The sequence below is a fragment of the Collinsella aerofaciens genome (genome assembly GCF_015555045.1).
In the GTDB taxonomy this organism is placed as follows: domain Bacteria; phylum Actinomycetota; class Coriobacteriia; order Coriobacteriales; family Coriobacteriaceae; genus Collinsella; species Collinsella aerofaciens_W.
This window is the reverse complement of the sequence record NZ_JADNJQ010000013.1, coordinates 18,925-39,631: the sequence shown is the minus strand read 5'-3', so window position 1 is coordinate 39,631 and position 20,707 is coordinate 18,925. Positions and strand designations below refer to the sequence as shown.

At 60.9% G+C, this 20,707-nt stretch carries 18 protein-coding genes and 2 tRNA genes; 6 read left to right on the top strand and 14 right to left on the bottom strand.

Going from position 1 to position 20,707, the window contains the following annotated elements:
- The first annotated feature begins 78 nt into the window (after nucleotides 1-78).
- The 4 genes from I2E45_RS05915 to I2E45_RS05900 all read left to right on the top strand — a co-directional run bounded on the left by I2E45_RS05915 (nucleotide 79) and on the right by I2E45_RS05900 (nucleotide 2,681).
- On the top strand, nucleotides 79-300 hold the full coding sequence (locus tag I2E45_RS05915) for a heavy-metal-associated domain-containing protein (protein ID WP_195444961.1): 222 nt from the start codon (nucleotides 79-81) through the stop codon (nucleotides 298-300).
- Nucleotides 301-472: 172 nt separating this feature from the next.
- The gene (locus I2E45_RS05910; RefSeq protein WP_195444958.1) at nucleotides 473-1,690 is read left to right on the top strand and encodes an IS3 family transposase; all 1,218 of its coding nucleotides are present in this window, start codon (nucleotides 473-475) and stop codon (nucleotides 1,688-1,690) included.
- 101 nt (nucleotides 1,691-1,791) lie between these two features.
- Nucleotides 1,792-2,061, top strand: a complete 270-nt coding sequence (locus I2E45_RS05905) for a metal-sensing transcriptional repressor (RefSeq protein WP_229058855.1) — start codon at nucleotides 1,792-1,794, stop codon at nucleotides 2,059-2,061.
- 146 nt (nucleotides 2,062-2,207) lie between these two features.
- A complete protein-coding gene (locus I2E45_RS05900; protein WP_195444953.1) occupies nucleotides 2,208-2,681 on the top strand; it encodes a hypothetical protein in 474 nt (157 codons plus the stop codon).
- A gap of 90 nt (nucleotides 2,682-2,771) precedes the next feature.
- Here the strand turns inward: I2E45_RS05900 and I2E45_RS05895 are convergent, their stop codons facing one another.
- The 5 genes from I2E45_RS05895 to gltB form a co-directional block, all read right to left on the bottom strand.
- Nucleotides 2,772-4,142: an amidohydrolase family protein gene (locus I2E45_RS05895; RefSeq protein WP_229058854.1), complete on the bottom strand. Its 1,371-nt coding sequence runs from the start codon at nucleotides 4,140-4,142 to the stop codon at nucleotides 2,772-2,774.
- 490 nt (nucleotides 4,143-4,632) lie between these two features.
- Nucleotides 4,633-5,727 carry a hypothetical protein gene (locus I2E45_RS05890; RefSeq protein WP_229058853.1) on the bottom strand — a complete coding sequence of 365 codons (1,095 nt, stop codon included), beginning with the start codon at nucleotides 5,725-5,727 and terminating at the stop codon, nucleotides 4,633-4,635.
- A gap of 256 nt (nucleotides 5,728-5,983) precedes the next feature.
- Complete coding sequence (locus I2E45_RS05885) at nucleotides 5,984-6,691, bottom strand: hypothetical protein (protein WP_195444944.1); 708 nt, start codon at nucleotides 6,689-6,691, stop codon at nucleotides 5,984-5,986.
- A gap of 345 nt (nucleotides 6,692-7,036) precedes the next feature.
- The gene (locus I2E45_RS05880; RefSeq protein WP_195444942.1) at nucleotides 7,037-8,518 is read right to left on the bottom strand and encodes a glutamate synthase subunit beta; all 1,482 of its coding nucleotides are present in this window, start codon (nucleotides 8,516-8,518) and stop codon (nucleotides 7,037-7,039) included.
- Between the two features lie 5 nt (nucleotides 8,519-8,523).
- Nucleotides 8,524-13,209: a glutamate synthase large subunit gene (gltB, locus tag I2E45_RS05875; protein ID WP_195444939.1), complete on the bottom strand. Its 4,686-nt coding sequence runs from the start codon at nucleotides 13,207-13,209 to the stop codon at nucleotides 8,524-8,526.
- Between the two features lie 523 nt (nucleotides 13,210-13,732).
- Between gltB and I2E45_RS05870 the strand changes: the two genes are divergently transcribed.
- Nucleotides 13,733-14,989, top strand: a complete 1,257-nt coding sequence (locus I2E45_RS05870) for an Nramp family divalent metal transporter (RefSeq protein WP_195444937.1) — start codon at nucleotides 13,733-13,735, stop codon at nucleotides 14,987-14,989.
- Nucleotides 14,990-15,298: 309 nt separating this feature from the next.
- Here I2E45_RS05870 and I2E45_RS05865 read toward each other — a convergent pair whose 3' ends face one another.
- From I2E45_RS05865 to I2E45_RS05840, 6 genes are all read right to left on the bottom strand, one after another.
- Nucleotides 15,299-15,442 (bottom strand): rubredoxin-like domain-containing protein, encoded by a 144-nt coding sequence (locus I2E45_RS05865; protein WP_195444934.1) that lies wholly within the window; start codon nucleotides 15,440-15,442, stop codon nucleotides 15,299-15,301.
- Nucleotides 15,443-15,530: 88 nt separating this feature from the next.
- Nucleotides 15,531-16,034 carry a flavin reductase family protein gene (locus I2E45_RS05860; RefSeq protein ID WP_195444932.1) on the bottom strand — a complete coding sequence of 168 codons (504 nt, stop codon included), beginning with the start codon at nucleotides 16,032-16,034 and terminating at the stop codon, nucleotides 15,531-15,533.
- A gap of 206 nt (nucleotides 16,035-16,240) precedes the next feature.
- The gene (smpB, locus tag I2E45_RS05855; protein ID WP_006235325.1) at nucleotides 16,241-16,711 is read right to left on the bottom strand and encodes an SsrA-binding protein SmpB; all 471 of its coding nucleotides are present in this window, start codon (nucleotides 16,709-16,711) and stop codon (nucleotides 16,241-16,243) included.
- Entirely contained in the window at nucleotides 16,701-17,618 is a 918-nt protein-coding gene (locus I2E45_RS05850; RefSeq protein WP_195444928.1) for a tetratricopeptide repeat protein, read from the bottom strand. Before I2E45_RS05850 ends, smpB begins: the two co-directional genes overlap by 11 nt.
- A gap of 95 nt (nucleotides 17,619-17,713) precedes the next feature.
- Nucleotides 17,714-17,790, bottom strand: a tRNA-Glu gene (locus I2E45_RS05845).
- A gap of 17 nt (nucleotides 17,791-17,807) precedes the next feature.
- Nucleotides 17,808-17,881 (bottom strand) — tRNA-Gln (locus tag I2E45_RS05840).
- Between the two features lie 276 nt (nucleotides 17,882-18,157).
- Here I2E45_RS05840 and I2E45_RS05835 point away from each other — a divergent pair.
- A complete protein-coding gene (locus I2E45_RS05835; protein ID WP_195444925.1) occupies nucleotides 18,158-18,568 on the top strand; it encodes a hypothetical protein in 411 nt (136 codons plus the stop codon).
- A 220-nt stretch (nucleotides 18,569-18,788) separates the two neighbouring features.
- Here the strand turns inward: I2E45_RS05835 and I2E45_RS05830 are convergent, their stop codons facing one another.
- The 3 genes from I2E45_RS05830 to I2E45_RS05820 all read right to left on the bottom strand — a co-directional run bounded on the left by I2E45_RS05830 (nucleotide 18,789) and on the right by I2E45_RS05820 (nucleotide 20,564).
- Entirely contained in the window at nucleotides 18,789-19,148 is a 360-nt protein-coding gene (locus I2E45_RS05830; protein ID WP_195444922.1) for an arsenate reductase family protein, read from the bottom strand.
- A 122-nt stretch (nucleotides 19,149-19,270) separates the two neighbouring features.
- Nucleotides 19,271-19,843: a VanZ family protein gene (locus I2E45_RS05825; protein ID WP_229058857.1), complete on the bottom strand. Its 573-nt coding sequence runs from the start codon at nucleotides 19,841-19,843 to the stop codon at nucleotides 19,271-19,273.
- Between the two features lie 115 nt (nucleotides 19,844-19,958).
- Nucleotides 19,959-20,564 (bottom strand): recombinase family protein, encoded by a 606-nt coding sequence (locus tag I2E45_RS05820; protein ID WP_055310347.1) that lies wholly within the window; start codon nucleotides 20,562-20,564, stop codon nucleotides 19,959-19,961.
- Nucleotides 20,565-20,707 lie beyond the last annotated feature (143 nt).

Below are 20,707 nucleotides of genomic sequence, written 5' to 3'. Positions count from 1 at the left end.
GTACTTTGATACGCGAGCGACGGCTTGAAGGTCAAGGTCGGGTGCCTGGGAAAGCCGACGCAACAGAGAGGAATACCTATGCGATACACAATCAAGACTTCCGGCCTCATGTGCGGCCACTGCGATGCCACCGTCGAGACTGCGCTGCTCAACGTTGCCGGCGTGACCGACGCCGACGCCGATCACGAGACCCAGACCGTCCAGGTGGAGTGCGCCGACACCGTGACCGCCGAGCAGCTCGCCGCCGCCGTCGAGGCCGCGGGCGAGAAGTTCCACGCCCTGTCCGTGGCCGCCGCGTAGCAGCTGCCGCACCAACAGGCACCACTGCCGGCTGACATAGCCGCTCAGCAACCGCCACTCAACCAACCCTTCAGAAGTAGCGGTGAAATAGTTCCTGTTTGAAGGCTTGAGGCGCTAAAAGGGGGTGCGGACAGAAAGTTGGACCGTGAAGCGGTCCGGACTGGAGGTTCGCATGTACAGCAGGGAGAAGGTCGAGCTCTTCCTCCTGGCGACGGAGGACGGCATGGGGCCGACCGCCGCCGCGAAGTTCGCGGGGGTCTCGGTGGGCGCGGCCAAGAAGTGGGCGACGGGGCACCTCCCGCACAGCTACACCGGGGCGCGCTGTAGAATCGGTGCGAGGAAACCGCGCCGGAAGGAGGCCAGCTTGGGCCCCGACAAGTCGATCTACGCCCCGCCCGCGACCGGCCCGCTCGCCGGGCTCAACGAGGACCAGATAGAGAACCTGCTGCTCAGGGCGGTGTTGGCCGACCTAAAAGCGGAAGGGTGGGACCCGGCTTCGATCTCGAACAGGAGCAAGTGCGAGCTCGGCGAGAGATTGAGGCGGGCGACCGCCCTGCCCCTCCGCTCGATCACAGGTTTCTTGAGGATATCGAAGAGCTCCTATGAGTACTGGAGGCCCCGCGTCGCCGCACCGCGCGACCGCGACGCCGACATACGCGACCGCGTGGTGCGCATCTTCCGCGAGGGCTCGGGGCGCTGGGGGTACCGCACCGTCTGGGCGCGCCTGCGCCGCGAGGGGGTCCGCGCCAGCGAGAAGCGCGTGGCCCGCGTGATGCGCGAGGAGGGCCTCGAGGTCGTCTACAACAAGAGGCGCGCCCGGGGCTACAGCTCCTACGCCGGCGAGGTCTCCAAGGCGCCGGAGAACCTCGTGAACAGGAATTTCCGCGCCGACGAGCCCAACCGGCTGTGGCTCACCGACATCACCGAGTTCAGGCTCCCGGGCGGCGAGAAGGTCTACCTGAGCCCGATAGTCGACTGCTTCGACGGGATGCCCGTCGCCTGGTCGATCGGGCTGCACCCCGACAAGCGCCTCGCGAACTCGAGTCTGCTCAAGGCCTGCGCGGCCAGGCCGGCGGGCGCCCGCACGACGATCCACTCGGACCGCGGCGGCCACTACCGCTGGCCGGAGTGGATCGGGATCTGCGAGGAGAACGGGCTGGCCAGGAGCATGTCCGCGAAGGGCTGCAGCCCGGACAACTCGGCCTGCGAGGGCTTCTTCGGCCGCCTCAAGAACGAGTTCTTCCACTACAGGGGCTGGGAGGGCGTGACGGCCGGGGAGTTCATGGGCAGGCTCGAGGCCTACCTCGTATACTATCGTGAGGAGCGGATCAAGAAGTCCCTCGGGTGGCTCAGCCCGATGGAGTACCGCAGGAAGCTTGGATACGCCTAGGCGCGGTCCAAGAAATCGTCCGCACCCCCAAACAGGAACTATTCCACCGCAACTGAGGGCGGGGTATTTGGAAGACTGACCAGAAACGAGGACCCGCCATGATGGCAGACCACAAATCTGTGACCCGCATGCTCAAGACGGCGCGCGGCCAGATCGACGGCATCTTGCGGATGGTCGATGAGGACCGATATTGCGTCGATATTTCCACGCAGCTCATGGCCACGCAGGCACTCCTCGCGCGCATTAACGCCGACGTGCTCAAGGCGCATATCGAGGGCTGCGTGACTTCGGCAATCGAATCGGGCGACGAAGACCTAAAGGCCGCCAAGCTCGCCGAGATCGAACACGTTGTCGACAAGCTCTCCAAGTAATTGGGGCATTGGGGACAGACTTCTTTACACCGTCTTGGTGTTCCGGGGACAGGTATGTTTGCACCGCATTGGTGTAGATTAACCTGTCCCCCTTGCTCTAAATCGGGTATAAAGGCGTGCAGCATATCGAACGAAAGGCAATTTGCATGAATGACTTTATGAAGGGTCGCAATGGCGCTGACGAGCTCACCATCGTAATGGGTTTTGCCGGCATCATCATCGCGATGATCGGATCGATAGCCCGCATCCAGTGGCTCAGCTGGATCGCCATCGCCGTCATCGTAATTGGCGTGCTGCGCGGCCTGTCCAAAAACATCGATGCACGTCGCAAGGAGAACGAGACCTTTGTCGCCGCAACTGCCAATGTTCCCGGCTTGGGCAAGTTCGTCGCCAGCTTGGGCGGCGGGGCCGCAGCGGCCAGCACCTCACGCGCGGCCGGAACGAGCAAGGAAGACTTTGAGCGTGCCAAGCGCACGGCCAAGAAGATGTGGAAGGGTCGCAAGACCACGGCATATCTCAAGTGCCCCAACTGCGGCCAGATGCTCTCCGTCCCCAAGGGCAAAGGCAAGATCCGCGTCACCTGCCCCAAGTGCCACGCCAAGATGGAGACGCGCTCGTAGCCGCCATACCATGGGACAGAAAAAGCCGAGGCCTCGCGCTGAGACCTCGGCTTTTTTGATTATGGCAAAGGGACCGTCCCCTTGCCACACCTATGCCACGCCGTCGCGGGCAAGCTCCTCGGCCAGCGCCTCAGCAGGCATGGCCATAATCGCGTCAAGCTCGTTATCAACCTCGGGGATACGCTTCACGTTCAGCTTGCGCGCCAAGTTGCCGCGGCACATCACGTGCATTGGCTCACGCAGCGCACACAGATCATCGAGCGGGTTCTCGCGCGTCACCAGGATATCGGCGGCCTTACCGCACTCGATTGTGCCGGTCTCGCCGCCCAGCCCCAGCAGCTCGGCATTGACCTGCGTAGCCGTATGCAGCGCGAAGGCGTTGCTCACGCCGACATACTTGGCAAAATAGGCCACCTCGCGCCACATGTCGTACTGGGTCACGAACGGGCAGCTCGAATCCGTGCCCAGGCCTACCTTGATACCGGCTTCTAGCGCCGCACGAGCGCTCTCGATGATGCCCGAGCACACGATGTCGCCGTTCTTCTTTTGCGTGTCGGTCGAATGGGTCTTTTCCGGGTCGAGCAACACAAACGGCAGCGCCGGGCTGATGGTGCAGGTCACGCTGGGCGCACGTCCCTCGAGCTGCGTGCCCGCGGCGCCACGGTACAGTTCCAGGATCTCGGGCGTCAACGGAGCGCCATGCTCAATCGTGTCAACACCGGCCTCTAGCGCGGCCTTCACGCCCTCGGTACTCTCGACGTGAGCCATAACCGGAAGGCCCATATCGTGCGCCGCCTTGCACGCCGCCGCGGCAACCTCCACCGGCATACGCAGCACGCCCGGCTCGCCCACCTCGGTCGCGTCGAACACGCCACCCGTTACGAACAGCTTAATGACGTCGGCACCGCGCGCATACAGGTCGCGCACCTGCTCGGCCGCTTCGGCGGGACTGTTGGCCACCTGGGCGAACAAGCCCGCACCATGGCCGCCCGGCACCGTGACGCCCGTTCCCGGCGCCACCAGGCGAGGACCTTGGTACTTGCCAGCATCGATAGCATCGCGCACGGCAAGATCGGCAAACAGCGGGTCGCCCGCGCCGCGCACCGTGGTCACGCCGCTTGCCAGCTGCTGTTGGGCGCTGCCCTTAAGAATGTGGCGCACGATGGCGCGCCCCACGGGATTATCGAGCTTCTTCATCAGCGCGCCCGCATCGCCCGCCGAAACCGGCTTGCCCGAACCGCACAGATGCACATGCATATTGATGAGGCCTGGCATGAGATACGCCCCTGCCAGGTCGATGACCTCGGCACCTGCAGGCGCCTGCGCCACAGCACTCAGCCCCATCCACGTGATGAGACCGCGCTCAACGGCCACGGCCATGTCGGGCTGCGGCTCCATATGTTCCGAACCATCCAAGACGGTCGCATTGATAAACAACGTGGAACGATCGGCAGACGCCATATCGAGCTCCTCCTTCACAATTAACTTGAACATTTGTCCATTATCGCCCAGCACGGCAGCGTTGCTGCGGACATATCGGCTAACGGGAGGAAGAGAAGGGCGTGAGGATAAACAGACCAGTGCAGCGATGCTTCGGTCGTTCCAGCAAAACGTCTTGATCTGTAACAGATGGACCGTCTTTAACCTTCCAAATGTTACAGATCGAGATTTTTCGACATCGCGTCCAACCTTTGCCTCAATCTGTAACAGTTGGGTCGAATTTTGACCGTCAGATGTTACAGATCGAGATATTCTCCGGCCCCATCGTCAAACGTCTAAATCTGTAACAAGTAGACAGGTTTTCGGCCTCTAGACGTTACAGATTGAGATCTTTTAGCGGTAGCCAACCTTTTGTCTTGATCTGTAACAGTTACGAGGCCAAACGGCCCCTTGTTGTTACAGATCGAAACAAACCCGGCAGGAACAACCATATCCGTGTCAGTTGCACCCCTCAACGCCCATACCACTGACGCTTCCATTCCTCAGCCAAATCGGTCCGCTGCGAAATACCCGCTAGCCTCATCTTTTCAGCCAGCTTCCCCGGGTTCTTGAGTTCATCAAACGTGAACCGAAGCACCTTGTGCCCGAGCATTGTCAGATGAGATTCCCGCTGACGCTCTGCCACGAACGGGTCGACCGACTCCCGACCCTCGCCGTTCTGCAAGGCATACTTCCCCTTTCCGTCGAGCTCGCCGATGACACATGTCCCGTCCTCGAGCCTCCAGAAATAATCGACCCGAAACACTTGGCTCAGATCAAGCGGGTCGCGAAACTCCACCTGCAGCTCTGGCACCGGAAAACCGTATGCAATAAAGAACGCTCGGAACCGAGACTCGCCACCGTTTTCGGACAGGCCGTCCGCATGCGACGCAATCACCTGAGCTCTGCGATACCCTCGCCTGCCCTCGCAATCGGCCTGGAGCCGTTCGCAGAGGTCGTCGCGCGACATGCCCTTCGCCCGCAATGCAGAATCGGCGATCGCCAGACCATACGAAAACGGCGCACGCAGCAGACAATCCTCCACCGTGCGCCAAAACGGCGTCACCCGCACGCCATCGACGCGCTCAAGCGCACCCGCCGCCTGCGGACGTAGAAGCCTACACCCCGTACTCAACGCCACCGAACAACCCGTTTTGACCAAGTAACGCGGCCCGAGCAGATCATTCGGCACCTCCAGACCCCATATCAGCGCGGCGTCATACCCCCAAAACGCCCAATCGGGATGAAACTCCGCAAGTCCCTTGATGGTCCACCGCGCCCGCTCCGGCGGTGTCAATGCATCCCATTCATACTGAAAACAAAAAAGGTGCGATTCGGGCTCCGCAATATCGTCTGTGCCCACATGGCGCCGCAGCCACATGAGCTCGGCATTGTCGTGCGTCACAAGCAGCACGTCTTGTTCAGCCGCCTCCGTAAGCCTGGCAAGCATCCTATTCCGCGCCAAGGTGTTACGTGTTGCATGCTTGTGTTTAAAAACGGTATTAGACACTTCTATCACCATCACATCGGAGAAATGGACCATCGCCGCTGTTGCCGCCGTCGACAAATGTCTCGACCTGTAACAGTTACGGGCACAAGCAGCCGCCAAACGTTACAGATCGAGACGTTCGTGCAGCATTGCACCTCTTTGTCTCGATCTGTAACAGTTAGGTCGAATTGTGGCCTGTAGATGTTACAGATTGAGACATTCCCCCCTGCCAGGTTCCAAACATCTCGATCTGTAACAGGTAGACCGGTTTTTTGTCCCTAGACGTTACAGATCGAGACAAATAGACAGGCGGCGGCGCTGCGACAGCCCACCCCTACTCCCATTCCTGTTCGTAGATGTTGAGCGACTTCACATACCGCCCCTGGGCACCCATGATGTCGCGAACCAGCCTCAGAAAGAAGCTGATACACGAGGTGTCGAAACCGTCCTCTAGGTCCTCGGGATGCACCGCGCCAGGCCCGTCGACCGCCGTATCGCTCAGGCGTGCAATGTCGTAGAGGTAGAGCTGCCCCGCCGTCAGCCAGACATCGTCGACGCACGCGATACGCACCGCAATCGCACCTTCGCGCCAGTGCTCTTTTTTCACGATATGTGGGTCGTAGATATCAAAACGACGGTCGGTGCGTGTGTCACGCAGCGCGACCATACCAGTCGCAGGATCCTTGTCCAAAATGCCAAAGCGCGAGAAATACTGCGTGTCGCGCACCTGTTCGAGCCGCCTGAGCGAAGCAGGCGAAAGCGATGCCGGCGGCTCGTCCACATACAGCTCAAGCAGCGTCTTGCCATGGTAATAGGGACGCTCGAACAGCAGCCAATCGGTAAATGCCATGTTATAGGCCATGATTTCGCTTTGTGAAGGCTCCTCGCAATAGCTGAGCCATGGATCGACTATCACTTCGAACTGCGTGCGCGCCGACTCCAAAAACTGAAACTTGCGCAGCATCCAAAACTGGGCCATGTCGGCAATATCGTTACCGACGGCCTCGGTCAGACGTCCCCGGTCCAAAACATGATCGGCCATGGCATCCTCCTCAAACTGATGAACCTCAATTTGAGCTTACGGGGAGGGCCAGTGATCGCCGCCAGCACGGGCGAAATGGGCATCGGGCTGCAAACCAGATGCTGACCGAATACTTGACGGAACGCTTGACCGATAAGCTATACCGAGACAAAACCCCAGTTAAACATAGGCAAAATATACAGAGATTTTGAGCTTGCCAGCCGCAGCCATCACAAAAACAGCAAGGCGTCGCAAGCCTGCACGTCAGCAAATGAGCAGTCAGACGTTAAGGGGTGTCCCCAACGACTAGACAAAAGAAGACCGTCCCCAATGACTAGTCGTTGGGAACGGTCTTGAATGATTGCCTTACAGCCCCAAGGTCTCGGCAACCTCGGCGGCGCAGGCGAGGGCATCGGCCATGGCGCTCACCACGAGCGAGCTGCCGTTGCGGGCATCGCCGGCCACATACACCGGCGCGGCATCCGCAGCAATGCCATCCACGCGGGCCGCAAGGTGCGAGCCCTCGGAAACCATCACGGGCAACGGACGGCCCGCCGTGGCAACAGGTACGTCGACGGCATCGAACACGCTGTGCTCCGGGCCCGTAAAGCCACAGGCGATGAGCACCAGCTGCGCCGGCACCTCGTGCTCGGAGCCCGCAATGCGTTCGGGCTTGCCGGCCGACCAATCCAGATCGACCACGCGCAGGCCCGCTGCCGCGCCCTTCTTGTCCAGCAGCACCTCGAGCGTATCCACGCCCCAGGCACGCATCTCGCCGCCCATGGCAGCGATAGCCTCCTGCTGACCGTAGTCGGTCTTCTTAACGTTGGGCCACTGCGGCCAAGGGTTGCTCGCCGCGCGCTTATCGGGCGCGGCCGGCAAGAACTCAAACTGGCGCACGCTACGCGCACCCTGGCGCACCGCGGTACCCACGCAGTCGTTGCCGGTATCGCCGCCGCCAATGACCACAACGTCCAGGCCGCGCGCGTTCACCGCGGGCTCACCGCCATCGAGCACCGAGACGGTCGAAGCCGTCAGATAGTCCACGGCATACACCACGCCTGGGGCATCCACATTCGTAGCCGAAAGACCGCGGGGCGCACGTGCACCAGCAGCCACTACGACAGCTTCAAAGCCATCGAGCTTGGCTGCCACCGCAGGGTCCGTCACATCGGCACCCAGCTCAAACACAATACCCAGCTCGCGCATGAGCGCCACGCGACGCTCGACCACGGACTTCTCGAGCTTCATGTTGGGAATGCCGTACATGAGCAAACCGCCCGGGCGGTCGTCGCGCTCAAACACCGTCACGCGAGCGCCACGACGGGCGAGCTCCCATGCTGCCACCAGACCAGCAGGACCGGAACCAACCACGGCGACCGAGGGCGCGTCCTCCCCTGCCGGTTCAAAGCGACGCGGGCCACCGTTTGCCCATTCGTGGTCGCTGATCGCGCGCTCGTTATCGTGAATCGTCGTGGGCTGGCCGTCGACCGAGCCCAGGTTGCACGCGGCCTCGCACAGCGCCGGGCACACGCGACTCGTGAACTCGGGCATGGGCGAGGTGAGCGACAGACGCTCGGCAGCCTCGTCCCAACGGCCGCGGTACACCAGCTCGTTCCACTCGGGAATCAGGTTGTGCAGCGGACAGCCACTCGGGCGCGCCTTGCCAAAGCTCGCGCCCATCTGGCAAAACGCCACACCGCACATCATGCAGCGGCTCGCCTGGTCGCGGCGTGCATCGTCATCGAGCTCCACGTACAGCGGATCAAAATCATGGCTGCGCTCCTCCACGGGGCGAAGCTCGTGAGTCACGCGATCGATATCAAGAAAAGCACCGGGCTTACCCATGGCACTTACGCCTCCTTCTTGGTCGAAGCAACAGAGCTGGCAGCCACGAACGCAGCACCCGCGACATCGAAGCGAGCGACATCCGCGGCGCTCGCGCGACCGGTCACAATGTCAAACGCCAGCTCCTCTGCCTGCGCATGCGTCTTACCGGCAGCCTCGCCCGCCGCGACAATCGCCAGCACGCGCTCGTACTCGGTCGGAATGACCTTCACAAAGTGTTTGCTCATCGTCTCAAAGCTGTAGAGCAACTTAATGCCGCGCGGGCTCTGCGTCGCGTCCACGTGCTCCTGGATGAGTGCACGAATCTGCGCCAGCTCGCCGGCCGTCGGGGCCTTGAGCTCAACGCTCTCGTGGTTCACACGGGCATCGAGCGTGCCGTACTGGTCAAAGACATAGGCCACGCCACCCGTCATGCCGGCGGCGAAGTTCTGCCCGACCTCGCCCAGGATGAGCGCCAGACCACCCGTCATGTACTCGCAGCCATGGTTGCCGCAGCCCTCGACCACCACCGTGGCACCGGAGTTGCGTACGCCAAAGCGCTGGCCTGCCAGGCCGTTAATGAAGCCGCAGCCGCTCGTGGCGCCAAAGAACGCAACGTTGCCCACGATGATGTTCTCATCGAACTTGTAGGTCGCATGCGGGTTGGGGCGCACCGACACCTCGCCGCCCGAAAGGCCCTTGCCAAAGTAGTCGTTGGCGTCGCCGCACACGTTGAGCGTAATGCCGCGCGGCAGGAAGGCGCCAAAGCTCTGACCGGCCGAACCGTCGCAATCGATAGTGATGGAGCCGGCGGGCAGGCCCTCGGGATGCGCCTTGGTCACCGCGTTGCCCAAGATGGTGCCCACGCAGCGGTTGACGTTGGCGATATCGGCGCGGAAGCGAATCGGACGCAGGTGCGCACGGGCATCGGCCGTGTAGGGCACAAACAACGTGGAGTCGAGCGTCTTGTCGAGCTCGCTGTCCGCAGCCATCTGGGGCAGGAAGTGACGGCCGTCGGCACCCGAGATGTGGGCACCAAACTCACAGGTCGCGCTCGCCAGCACGGGCGACAGATCCAGCAGGTTAGCCTTGCGGTTGCCCGGGACCTCGATCTGGCGCAAGCACTCGGGATGGCCGACCATCTCGTCGACCGTGCGGAAGCCCAGGCTCGCCATGACCTCGCGCAGCTGCTCGGCAACAAAGAGCATAAAGTGCTCGACGTGCTCTGGCTTGCCGCGGAAGCCGCGACGCAGGCGGCAGTTTTGCGTAGCGATGCCGGCCGGGCAGGTATCCTGCTGGCAGTCGCGCTGCATGAGGCAGCCCATGGAGATGAGCGGCATGGTCGCAAAGCCAAACTCCTCGGCGCCCAACAGGCAGGCGACAGCGACGTCGGTGCCGTCCATGAGCTTGCCGTCGGCCTCGAGCACTACACGCGAGCGCAGGCCGTTTTGCAGCAGCGTCTGCTGGGCCTCGGCAAGGCCAAGCTCCAGCGGCAGACCCGCGTGCCAGATAGAGTCGCGCGCAGCGGCACCCGAGCCGCCATTGTGGCCACTGATCAAGATCTTGTCGGCGGCACCCTTGGCCACACCGGTGGCGATGGTGCCGACGCCGGCCTCGCTGACCAGCTTGACCGACACGCGCGCACCGGGGTTGGCGTTCTTAAGATCGAAGATCAGCTCTGCCAGGTCCTCGATGGAGTAGATGTCGTGGTGCGGCGGAGGCGAGATCAGGCCGATGCCGGGCGTGGACTGACGGACCTCGGCGATCCAGGGGTAGACCTTCTTGCCGGGCAGGTGGCCGCCCTCGCCGGGCTTGGCGCCCTGGGCCATCTTGATCTGAATCTCGAAGGCGCTGCACAGGTAGCGGCTCGTCACGCCAAAGCGCGCGCTTGCCACCTGCTTGATGGCGGAGTTCTTGGAGTCACCGTTAGCCAGCGGGGTCTCGCGGCGCGGATCCTCGCCGCCCTCGCCGGAGTTGGAACGGCCGTGCAGGCGGTTCATGGCGATGGCCATGCACTCGTGCGCCTCTTTGCTGATGGAACCGTACGACATGGCGCCGGTGTTAAAGCGGCGGACGATGTTGAGCGCGGGCTCCACCTCGTCGAGCGAAACCGGCGTGCGGTCGCTGGCATCAAAGTCCAGCAGGTCGCGCAGGCGCACGGCGCGGCCGGTGCGATGCAGGCGGGTGCTGTACTCCTTAAAGGTGTCGTAGCTGTCCTCACGGCAAGCGGTCTGCAGCAGGTAGACGGTCTGGGGGTCAATCAGGTGATCCTCGCCACCGAGCGGGCGCCACTTGGTCAGACCCAGTGTGGGCAGCTGATCGAGAGCCGGGCTCTTAAGGATGGCGAGCGCGGCGTCATAGCGTTCATTCTGCTCGCGCTCGACGTCCTCGACACCCATACCGCCCACACGGCTCACCGTGCCGGCGAAGTACGCGTTGACGAACTCCGGCGTAAAGCCCACGGCCTCGAAGATCTGCGCCGAATGGTAGCTCTGCACCGTGGAGATGCCCATCTTGGACATGATGGAGACGATGCCCGCCGTCGCGGCCTTGTTATAGTTGGCGATGCCCTGCTCGGCCGTCACGCCCAGATCGCCGCGCGCCGCCAGATCGCGGATGCACGCATGTGCGTTGTACGGATAGATGCCGCTCGCGGAGTAGCCCACCAGCGCCGCAAAGTCGTGCGGGGACACGGCGTCGCCGCACTCCACTACGATGTCGGCAAAGGTACGAACGCCGGCGCGGATCAGGTGGTTGTGCACGCAGCCCACGGCGAGCAGCGACGGCACGGGCACCTCGCCCGCAGCGGCACGATCGCTCAGCACCACGATGTTCACGCCGTCGCGGACCGCGGCCTCAACGTCCTCGGCAAGCTGCTTGAGCGTAGCCTGCAGCGCGCCCTCGCCGGCATCGCGGCGGTAGACGGCACGGAAGCGACGGGTCTTAAAGCCCACGCGGTCGATGGCGCAGATGCAGTCGAACTCCTCCTCGTTGAGCAACGGGCGCTCCAAGCGCACCAGCTGGCAGGCCGTGCGGGAGTCCTCGAGCAGGTTGCCGTGGTTGCCCAGATAGAGCGTGGTCGAAGTCACCATGTGCTCGCGCAGAGCATCAATCGGCGGATTCGTAACCTGGGCGAACAGCTGATAGAAGTAGTCAAAGAACGAGCGCGTCTTCTTGGACAGGCAAGCCAACGGTGCGTCGATGCCCATCGAGGCGAGCGGGGCCTTGCCCTGCTGGGCCATGGGACACACGACCTCGTCGACGTCATCCCAGTGGTAGCCGAGCTTGGCCATGCGCACGGCGGCGGGCACCTCGGCGTCCTCGGCGGGCGTTGCCGCAACGGGCTCATCGAGCGCGGCAACGGTCAGCGTCTCCTCGGCAATCCAATCACGGTAGGGCTTTTCCTTGGCGTAACGGGCGCGAAGCTCGTCGTTGTAGATGACGCGCCCGCGGGCAAAGTCGACCTCGAGCATCTGGCCCGGTCCCAGGCAGCCGCTCGTCAGGATGTTCTCGGGGCTCACCTCGATGGTGCCCACCTCGCTTGCCAGCATAAAGCGACCGTCGCGCGTCACATAGTAGCGGGCGGGACGCAGGCCGTTGCGGTCGAGAGCAGCACCCAGCGTGCGACCGTCGGTAAAGGCGATGGCCGCCGGGCCGTCCCACGGCTCCATGAGCATGGACTGGTATGCGTCGTAGGCGCGGCGCTCCTCGCTCAGACTGTCGTTGTGGTCCCACGGCTCGGGCAGCAGCATGGACGCGGCACGCGTAAGCGGACGACCGTTCATGACCAAAAACTCGAGCACATTGTCCAGAATCGCGGAATCGGAGCCCTCGCGGTTGATGATGGGCATCACGCGCTCAAGATCGTGCTGCAGCACGGGGCTGTACAGGTTGGGCTCGCGGGCGCGGATCCAGTTGACGTTGCCCTTGAGGGTGTTGATCTCGCCGTTGTGGATGATAAAACGGTTGGGGTGCGCGCGCTCCCAGCTGGGCGTGGTGTTGGTGGAGTAGCGCGAGTGGACGAGCGCCACGGCCGTCTTGACGGCGGCATCGTTGAGGTCGATGAAGAAGCGACGCATCTGCGTGGCCACAAGCATGCCCTTGTACACGATGGTGCGCGAGCTCATGGAGCACACGTAGAAGATCTTGTCGCGCAGGGCAAACTCGGCATCGGCCTTCTTCTCGATGGTGCGGCGGCACACATACAGGCGACGCTCAAAGGCATCGCCGGCGGGCGTGTCGTCCGGACGGCCCAGGAAGGCCTGCAGGATGGTAGGCATGCAGGCGCGGGCCGTCTCACCCAGGTCGTGCGGGTCGACCGGCACCTCGCGCCAAAAGAGCAGCGGCACGCCGGCCTCGGCGCAGCCCTCCTCAAACACGCGACGGGCATCCTCTACGCCCTTGTCGTCCTGCGGAAAGAACAGCATGGCCACGCCATAGTCGCCCTCTGCCGGCAGAATCTGGCCGCACTTTTGAGCCTCTTTACGGAAAAAGTGATGCGGAACCTGGAACAGGATGCCAGCGCCGTCGCCGGTGTTCTTCTCGAGTCCCGTGCCACCGCGGTGCTCCAAGTTGACCAGAATGGACAGCGCATCGTCCAGAATCTGGTGATGGCGTTCGCCGTTGATATCGGCAAGCGCGCCGATGCCACATGCATCGTGGTCGAATTCGGGGCGATAAAGGCCCTGCTGCTGAGCGGAATCTGCCTGCATCGCGATCCTCCCCTAGATATTTAGACAGTCAGTTGACTAGGCATACTAGGAGCATCGCCGGCCCGTTGTGTTTCCCGCCCGTTTCGAAACAATCGCGTAACGCGCGCCCTACGAGTGGACACCGCCGACCTCAAGGACGACAACAAAAGCCCCAGGTTCGGCCCGTAAGCTCACCACTTCAAACATCTCAATCTGTAACAGGAAGACCCAATTTCGATGACTAGCTGTTACAGATTGAGACGTTATTGAGAGACGGCTCCGAATGTCTCAATCTGTAACACGGAGGGCCGGTTTTGGCGGTCAGCTGTTACAGATCGAGATATTCCATAGGACCATTTCTTCCTGTCTTGATCTGTAACACCTAGACCCAATTTCCATCCCTAGTTGTTACAGATCAAGACATTTCGGCAGCCCCCTTTCACCATCCCATTCAAATACAACAATTTTATTAGGCATGGCTAACTTTTGAGCCTAAAACGGGTACCCTTTACGGCGTCAAGCAAACGACACGCAGGAGCGCACCATGCTTAACCATCTCAAACATCACTTTGGCTCCCCGCGCACCGGTGGCCACGAAGGACTCGACATCGCGCGGCATATCGGCCCCGGACTGTTCGTGACCGTCGGCTTTATCGACCCGGGCAATTGGGCCTCCAATATGGCCGCCGGCTCGCAGTTTGGCTACGCGCTGCTGTGGATCGTCACGCTGTCCACGATCATGCTCATCGTGCTGCAGCACAACGCGGCACACTTGGGCATCGCCACGGGCATGTGTCTCGCCGAGGCCACGACGCGCCACCTGCCCCGCCTCGTCGGGCGTGCGATACTCGGCAGCGCGTATCTAGCCACGGTCGCCACCGCCATGGCCGAAGTCCTGGGCGGTGCGATCGCGCTTCAAATGCTCTTTGGCCTGCCCGTACGCGCCGGCTGCATCATCGTGGCGGCGGCATCGATTGCCATGCTCATGACAAGCTCCTACAAACGCGCCGAACGCTGGATCATCGCCTTTGTAGGCGTGGTAGGGCTCTCATTTTTGGCCGAGCTTGCACTAGTCAAGGTCGACTGGCCGCAAGCCGCCACAAGCTGGATCACACCCAGTATGCCCACCGGCTCGGCCGCGATTATCGTGAGCGTCCTGGGTGCGGTCGTTATGCCCCACAACCTTTTCCTGCACTCCGAGGTCATCCAATCCATGCACTTCGAAGGCCAAGGCGAGCAGGTTATCGAAGAGCGTCTGCACTATGAGCTCTTCGACACGCTCTTTTCGATGGGCGTGGGCTGGGCAATCAACTCGGCCATGGTCATCCTGGCCGCAACGACCTTCTTTGCGCACGGCATGGTCGTAGACGACCTCGCCGTCGCAGCGGCCACACTCTCCCCCATTCTGGGCCCGGCAAGCTCGACCATCTTTGCGGTGGCACTGCTGTTTGCGGGCATATCGAGTAGTGTGACGGCGGGCATGGCGGCGGGCACCATCACCGCGGGCATGTTCGACGAGGAATACGACATCCACGACCGACATTCCTCGATCGGGGCGGCGGCCTGTTTCGTCGGCTCAGTGGCGGCGTGCCTGGTCATCCCGAATCCTTTTGAGGGTCTCATTTGGAGTCAGGCGCTGCTGTCGCTTCAGCTGCCAATTACGGTCTTTGTGCTCATACGACTCACCAGTTCGCCCCGCGTCATGGGCAAATACACCAACTCGCGCCCGCTCAACGCGCTGCTCGTAGGGATCGGCGCCATCGTGACGATTCTCGATGTCGTGTTGTTGACAGGGATGTAATGAGACGGGGCACCTAACCAGGCAAACGTCTCGATCTGTAACATCTAGACATCAAAAGCGGGTCTAGATGTTACAGATCGAGATTATTCCGAGGGATAGCTCCGTTTGTCTCAATCTGTAACACGTAGACCCCGTTTTCACTGTTAGATGTTACAGATTAAGACAAACGGTCGGCTGGACTCACGACAGACAGGATCGGCTAACGGCAGCCGTAATCCCTTGGGGACGGAGGAAAAGGGTCCCGGCCGGAATATCCGACCGGGACCCTTGGACAGAGCTATGTGTTGCTGCAAGTCGTGTGTCTGCGAGTTACTCCTCGACGAGCTCAAACTGATCGGGACCGACGCCGCAAATCGGGCACACGTAGTCCTCGGGCAGCTCGGGCGTGTCGACCTCAACCTCGTAACCGCAAACGATGCACACGAACTTATACGTCTTCTTCTCCTCAGCCATGATGTTCTCCTCTCGAACGTGACTGCTGGTGTACTTGCTTATTAGTATATATTCTCAATAATATAATGCAAGTAATTTTCCCACATTTCTACCCTTGATACGAGGACGCCTTCGGAGGCGTCTTGCCCTTCAGGACCTTATGGTAGTAATCGTAGGTGAGCGGCGTCTCGTCGCTCAGGCGCTCGGCATCCTCGACCTCGCCGATAAACAGTAGATGCGTGCCAACATCTACAGTGTCGATCAAACGGCAGCTAAACAAGGCCGCCGCATGCTCGGGAACATAGGGCATGCCCAGAGCGGTCTCACGGGTCTCGTACTTGGCAAACTTGTCATAATCGCTGCTGGTGCGGAAGCCAAAGTTGCCGATATAGAGCATATCGGCCGTCTGATCGATCACGGTCAGTGCAAAGGCCTTGGCAGACGAGATAACACCAGACGTGACATTTTCCTTGTTCACGGCAACCGAAATGCGCGGCGGCGCGGACGTCACCTGCACCGCCGTGTTGATGACGCAGCCGGCACGTAGCCCGTCGGCCGCAGCACTCACCACATACAGGCCGCTCGGCATCGTAAAGAACGCAGTTTTGTCCATAACGACCACTCCCCTAACCCGGGTTGGAACCTCATGGATGTATGTACCCACAAAAAAGGCGACGTCCATACCGGACGCCGCCTTTGAGACATATGTGTCAGAACAGTAAGCGAGATGGAACGCCCGCAGTTGCGGTGAAATAGGGACTGAATAGCCCCTCAAACAGGCAAAACAGTCCGCATTCCACCGCAACTTATACAGAGCTCCTAGCGATTACGCTCCTTCAGCGCGCGATCGATTTCGCGCTGAACGTCGCGCTTGGCCATGTCCTCGCGTTTGTCGTAGAGCTTCTTACCGCGACCCAGGCCCAACAGCAGCTTTACGCGGCCGTCGGTATTAAAGTAGAGTTCCAGCGGCACCAGGGCATAGCCGCGATTACGTAGTTTACCGTCGAGAAAGTCAATCTCCTTGCGGTGCAGCAGCAGACGACGACGGCGATCGGGGTCGCGGTTCCACACACCGCCGTGGCTGTAAGGATGAATATGCAGGCCCACCAGCCAACACTCGCCGCCACGAATCAGTGCAAAGGTATCGGTAATCTGGCACGCGCGCTCGCGAATCGACTTGACCTCGGTACCGCTCAGCTCAATGCCGCATTCGAACGTCTCGTCAATAAAGTACTCGTGATGCGCCGAGCGATTCTTTGAAATGAGCTTGCGTTCGCGCTTACTGGGCATCGCCGGCCTCCTTGACGCCGTCGGCTCCCTTGTCGGCGTCTGCGCGCTTTGCCTTGCGCTCGGCGTTGAGCTCGGCATCGCTCTCGCGTACCAGCTTAATGATCGCCGCGCATGCCTCCTCACCCACCAGGTCGCGGGCGCGGACCGTCAGGCGCGTAGCCTCCTGCTTGTCGCCGTCGCTCGCAGCGTCAGTCGCACACATGATCAGGCAAATGGCAATCTCGGCCGAAGGCAAGGTCGGCACGCCCTGCAACGCCAACTCACCCATCACGTGCTCGTCGCTCTCCTCGGCGGCATCGGGATAGGCAGTATGGATCTTGTTGAGCAGGCGCGTCGTATGCGCATCACCAGGGGCCAAGCGCAGCGCCAGACGCGCGCAGCCCACGGCCGCCGAGACGTTCTCGGTCTCGGGCTCAAGGAAATACTGGCCCAAGTTGGCGTAGGCGCGGGCGGCGCACTTGCCGTCGCTCGCACGCTCTAGTACCGAAAACGAAAGCGAGGCCCACTCCTGTTTGTCCTCGAGTGCACGAAACAGCTCGGCCAGATCCAGGCGGTAGTTGCAGTTCATGGGGTCCCAGCGCACGGCCTGCATCAAGGCGTTGCGAGCACTCACATAATCCTGCTGGCGAATGTAGGCAAACGCCATGTCAGAGTACAGGCGGTCAAACGGCACCTCGACCTGCACGAGCTCGCGCGGATCCTTCTCCACGCGGCGATAGGCCAAGCGCTCAAACTTGCTATCGAAGCTAAAGTATTGGCGCTTCTCCTCCGTCTTGCACTCAGCGTCGATATACTCCTCGGCGAGCTCCACCAGACGCTCCAGCAGCGGCGTCGCCGTAGCCAGGTCGCCCTGCGCCAGATAGTTCTCGGCATACGTGATGTCTTGCAAGCTGATGGGCAGGTCCATGACAACTCCTCGGTCCAGGCGGCAGACTCAACGCGCCTTAAACATCGGTCAATACACAAAACCCGGGTCTCTTGCGAGGCCCGGGAGTTCAATTTTGGTAGCCCGTACCAGATTCGAACTGGTGATCTCCGCCTTGAGAGGGCGGCGTCCTAAACCGCTAGACGAACGGGCCATATGTAGCAAATGCAATGGCTGGGATGGAGGGAGTCGAACCCCCATTGACGGAACCAGAATCCGCTGTCCTGCCATTAGACGACATCCCAATGACTGCATCGCTGCGCTCGGCTGTGCCTTTGCGCAAGAAAGAAATATACGGGAAGTCTCGCCGTGACGCAAGCCCCAATTTTGACTTTTTTGAAATTCAGTCAAATTGGCCTAATTTAGTCCAACCCGTGAAGGACCTGTGAAGCCAACCGCTGTACACGAAGGGCAAAACGCCGCGAGCGGTAGCCGTCAACCGTTGGCAGATTCTACCGTGAAAACGATAGCACCAGGCAACACAATCGAAGTATCAATGATCACGTAGATATCGAGGCACCATGGACGAAGAGCTTGATTACCTATGGGAGACCCTGGGCCTCGAGATCACTGCTGACCTTTGGCCCGAACGGGACAAAATCCATCCCACACTGCGCCCCGCCATCACGGTGATGCAGGCAAAATACCGCCGTGCATCCTTTTTGATCATGCGGATGTCATGGCACGCGGGACTCCCCGACCTTAAGCGAATCCAGGCAAGCCTCGTCGAGCTGTCCGGTATGCCGACCGTCACATCCGAGGCACACCTGGAGCAGCGCCAGCGTGAGCGACTGCAACAGCAGCGGATTCCCTTTATCTGCCCCGGTATTCAGGCATATCTGCCCTTTATGGACGAAGAGTACTGGAGCGGCAAGCCCAACAAGCACGTAAAGGTCTACGATCCGCACGAATGGGCACAGCTTGAGGATTAGCGCATATGCCCGCCAGCCGGGATAGTGCGCATGCCCGCCAACCGGAAAGCTCATCCCGGAATTTACGTCCAGAACGGGACGCGCTTTCCCCTAGAGGCCCCAAACGGAAACCGTATCCCGGATTTCGCGCTCAAACTGGGATACGGTTTCCGCTAGCCCCTTCAACCGGAAACTGCGTCCCGGAATCCGAGCTCAAAACGGGACGCACTTTCCGCAGCCACTACAGCAGCACCTCGGTCCAGGCCGCTTCCTTAAACCCGGGAATCGCAAAGTCGTCGCCCACCAGCAGCGGACGCTTGACCAGCATGCCGTCGGTCGCCAGCAGCTCGTAGCACTCCTGATCCGTCATGCCCGCATCCAGACGCGCCTTCAGGCCCAGCTCTCGATATTTCATGCCCGACGAATTAAAGAAGCGCCGCACCGGCAGCCCCGAACGAGCAATCCAGGTCGCAAGCTCATCAGCCGTGGGATTGTCCAAAACGATATCGCGGTCGATATACTCTACCCCATGTTCGTCCAGCCATGCCTTGGCCTTCTTACAGGTCGAGCACTTGGGATATTCAACAAACAATACCGCCATGGGATTTCCTTTCTTAGAGAAAACAGGTGTCTGGAAAACTGCACATCGACGACCACTCGCGATTGCAGCCGTTATGGTAGTCAATGTCGAAGCATAGGCAGTCGCGATGTCTCGTCTTAAGGCTAGCGCCTCGCATGGGCGCCGATCGGCCGAGTCACATGGCGCACCAACGCCGCTGCCAGCAATACCAACAGCATGGCGGTGACATAGCCCGCAGCATCGAATCCTAAATCGATAACGTCGAAATGCCTGCCGGGAACAAAGATCTTATGCACCTGGTCGCCAACGGAGCAGGCAGCGCAAAAGAGAAACACAGGCACGCAACGGGAACACACACTCCATGGACGCCTGGAAAAGCAGACCACGATCACCGAGGCGAACAATCCGACGAAGAAAAACTCTACGGTATGGGCGACGCGACGGACGTTTGCGCCTACCCACATGCGAATGGAAGCAAGTCGACCAGGCTGGACCGTCGAGGCAGCCGGATTGGTACTCTCAGTCATGCCGTCCCCCGCCTGAGTTTCACCCGTGATGCCGGTAGCCTGAACGCTCGCAGCCTGACCCTCCACCACGCGCGCGGTGGACTCGCTCAGCAACGACGTCTGCACTGCGTTTTGCTCCGTCAGCACCCAGATGCCCGCCAGCGTTGCGGCGAACAGAGCGATCGCGGTCCACCCGATTATTTTCTTCATGTGCGCCAAAGGCCAACCTCCGTCTTTTTAAATATGAGCGAGTGTAGCCCCAAATGACATCGTCACCGTATCAAAATTTGAATCGCAACAGGAAGCGACAAAGCGACGCAAACCCCTACCCCGCCTCGCGCATCCAGCGATCGAACGTCCCCACGCACACGCCCAGGCACTTTGCTGCCTGGCTGCGGGTAATATCGCCCGCCTCATAGCTATCGCGCACCAGCTCAAACTGAGGAGGGCACGGCTTGCGAGGTCGACCGAAACGAACCCCTCGCGCCCGCGCCGCTGCAATTCCCTCCGCCTGGCGCCGATGGATATTCTCGCGCTCCACCTGCGCCACGTAGCTCAGCAGTTGCAGCACAATATCGGCAATCAGGGTGTTGGTCACATCCGGCGCGCCGCTGGCCCTGGCGCGCGTGTCAAGCAATGGCATGTCCAACACCACAATGGCAACCCCGAGCTCCTTGGTAATGCGTCGCCATTCCTCAAGAATCTCGGAGTAATTACGACCAAGTCGGTCGATAGAAAGCACCACCAGCACGTCCCCGTCTCCCAGAACGTGCAGCAGCTCGCGATAACGCGGTCGATCGAAGTCCTTGCCGCTCGCATGGTCGGCATAAATATTCGCCGAGCCCACGCCATAGGCGCCCAGCGCATCCAGCTGCCGATTAAGATTCTGATCGCGCGAACTCACCCGCGCATAACCGTACACCGTCGCCATCTCATCCCTGCTTTCTTGTAAACCTGCCAAAAAGGGACAGGTTTATTTTGGTAGGTTCTACCTCTCAAATAGCAGGTAAGCGGTCGGCCGAGCAGACGGCAAGGTAGCCACGATTCAAATGCGAAGGGCGGTCCCGAAAGGCC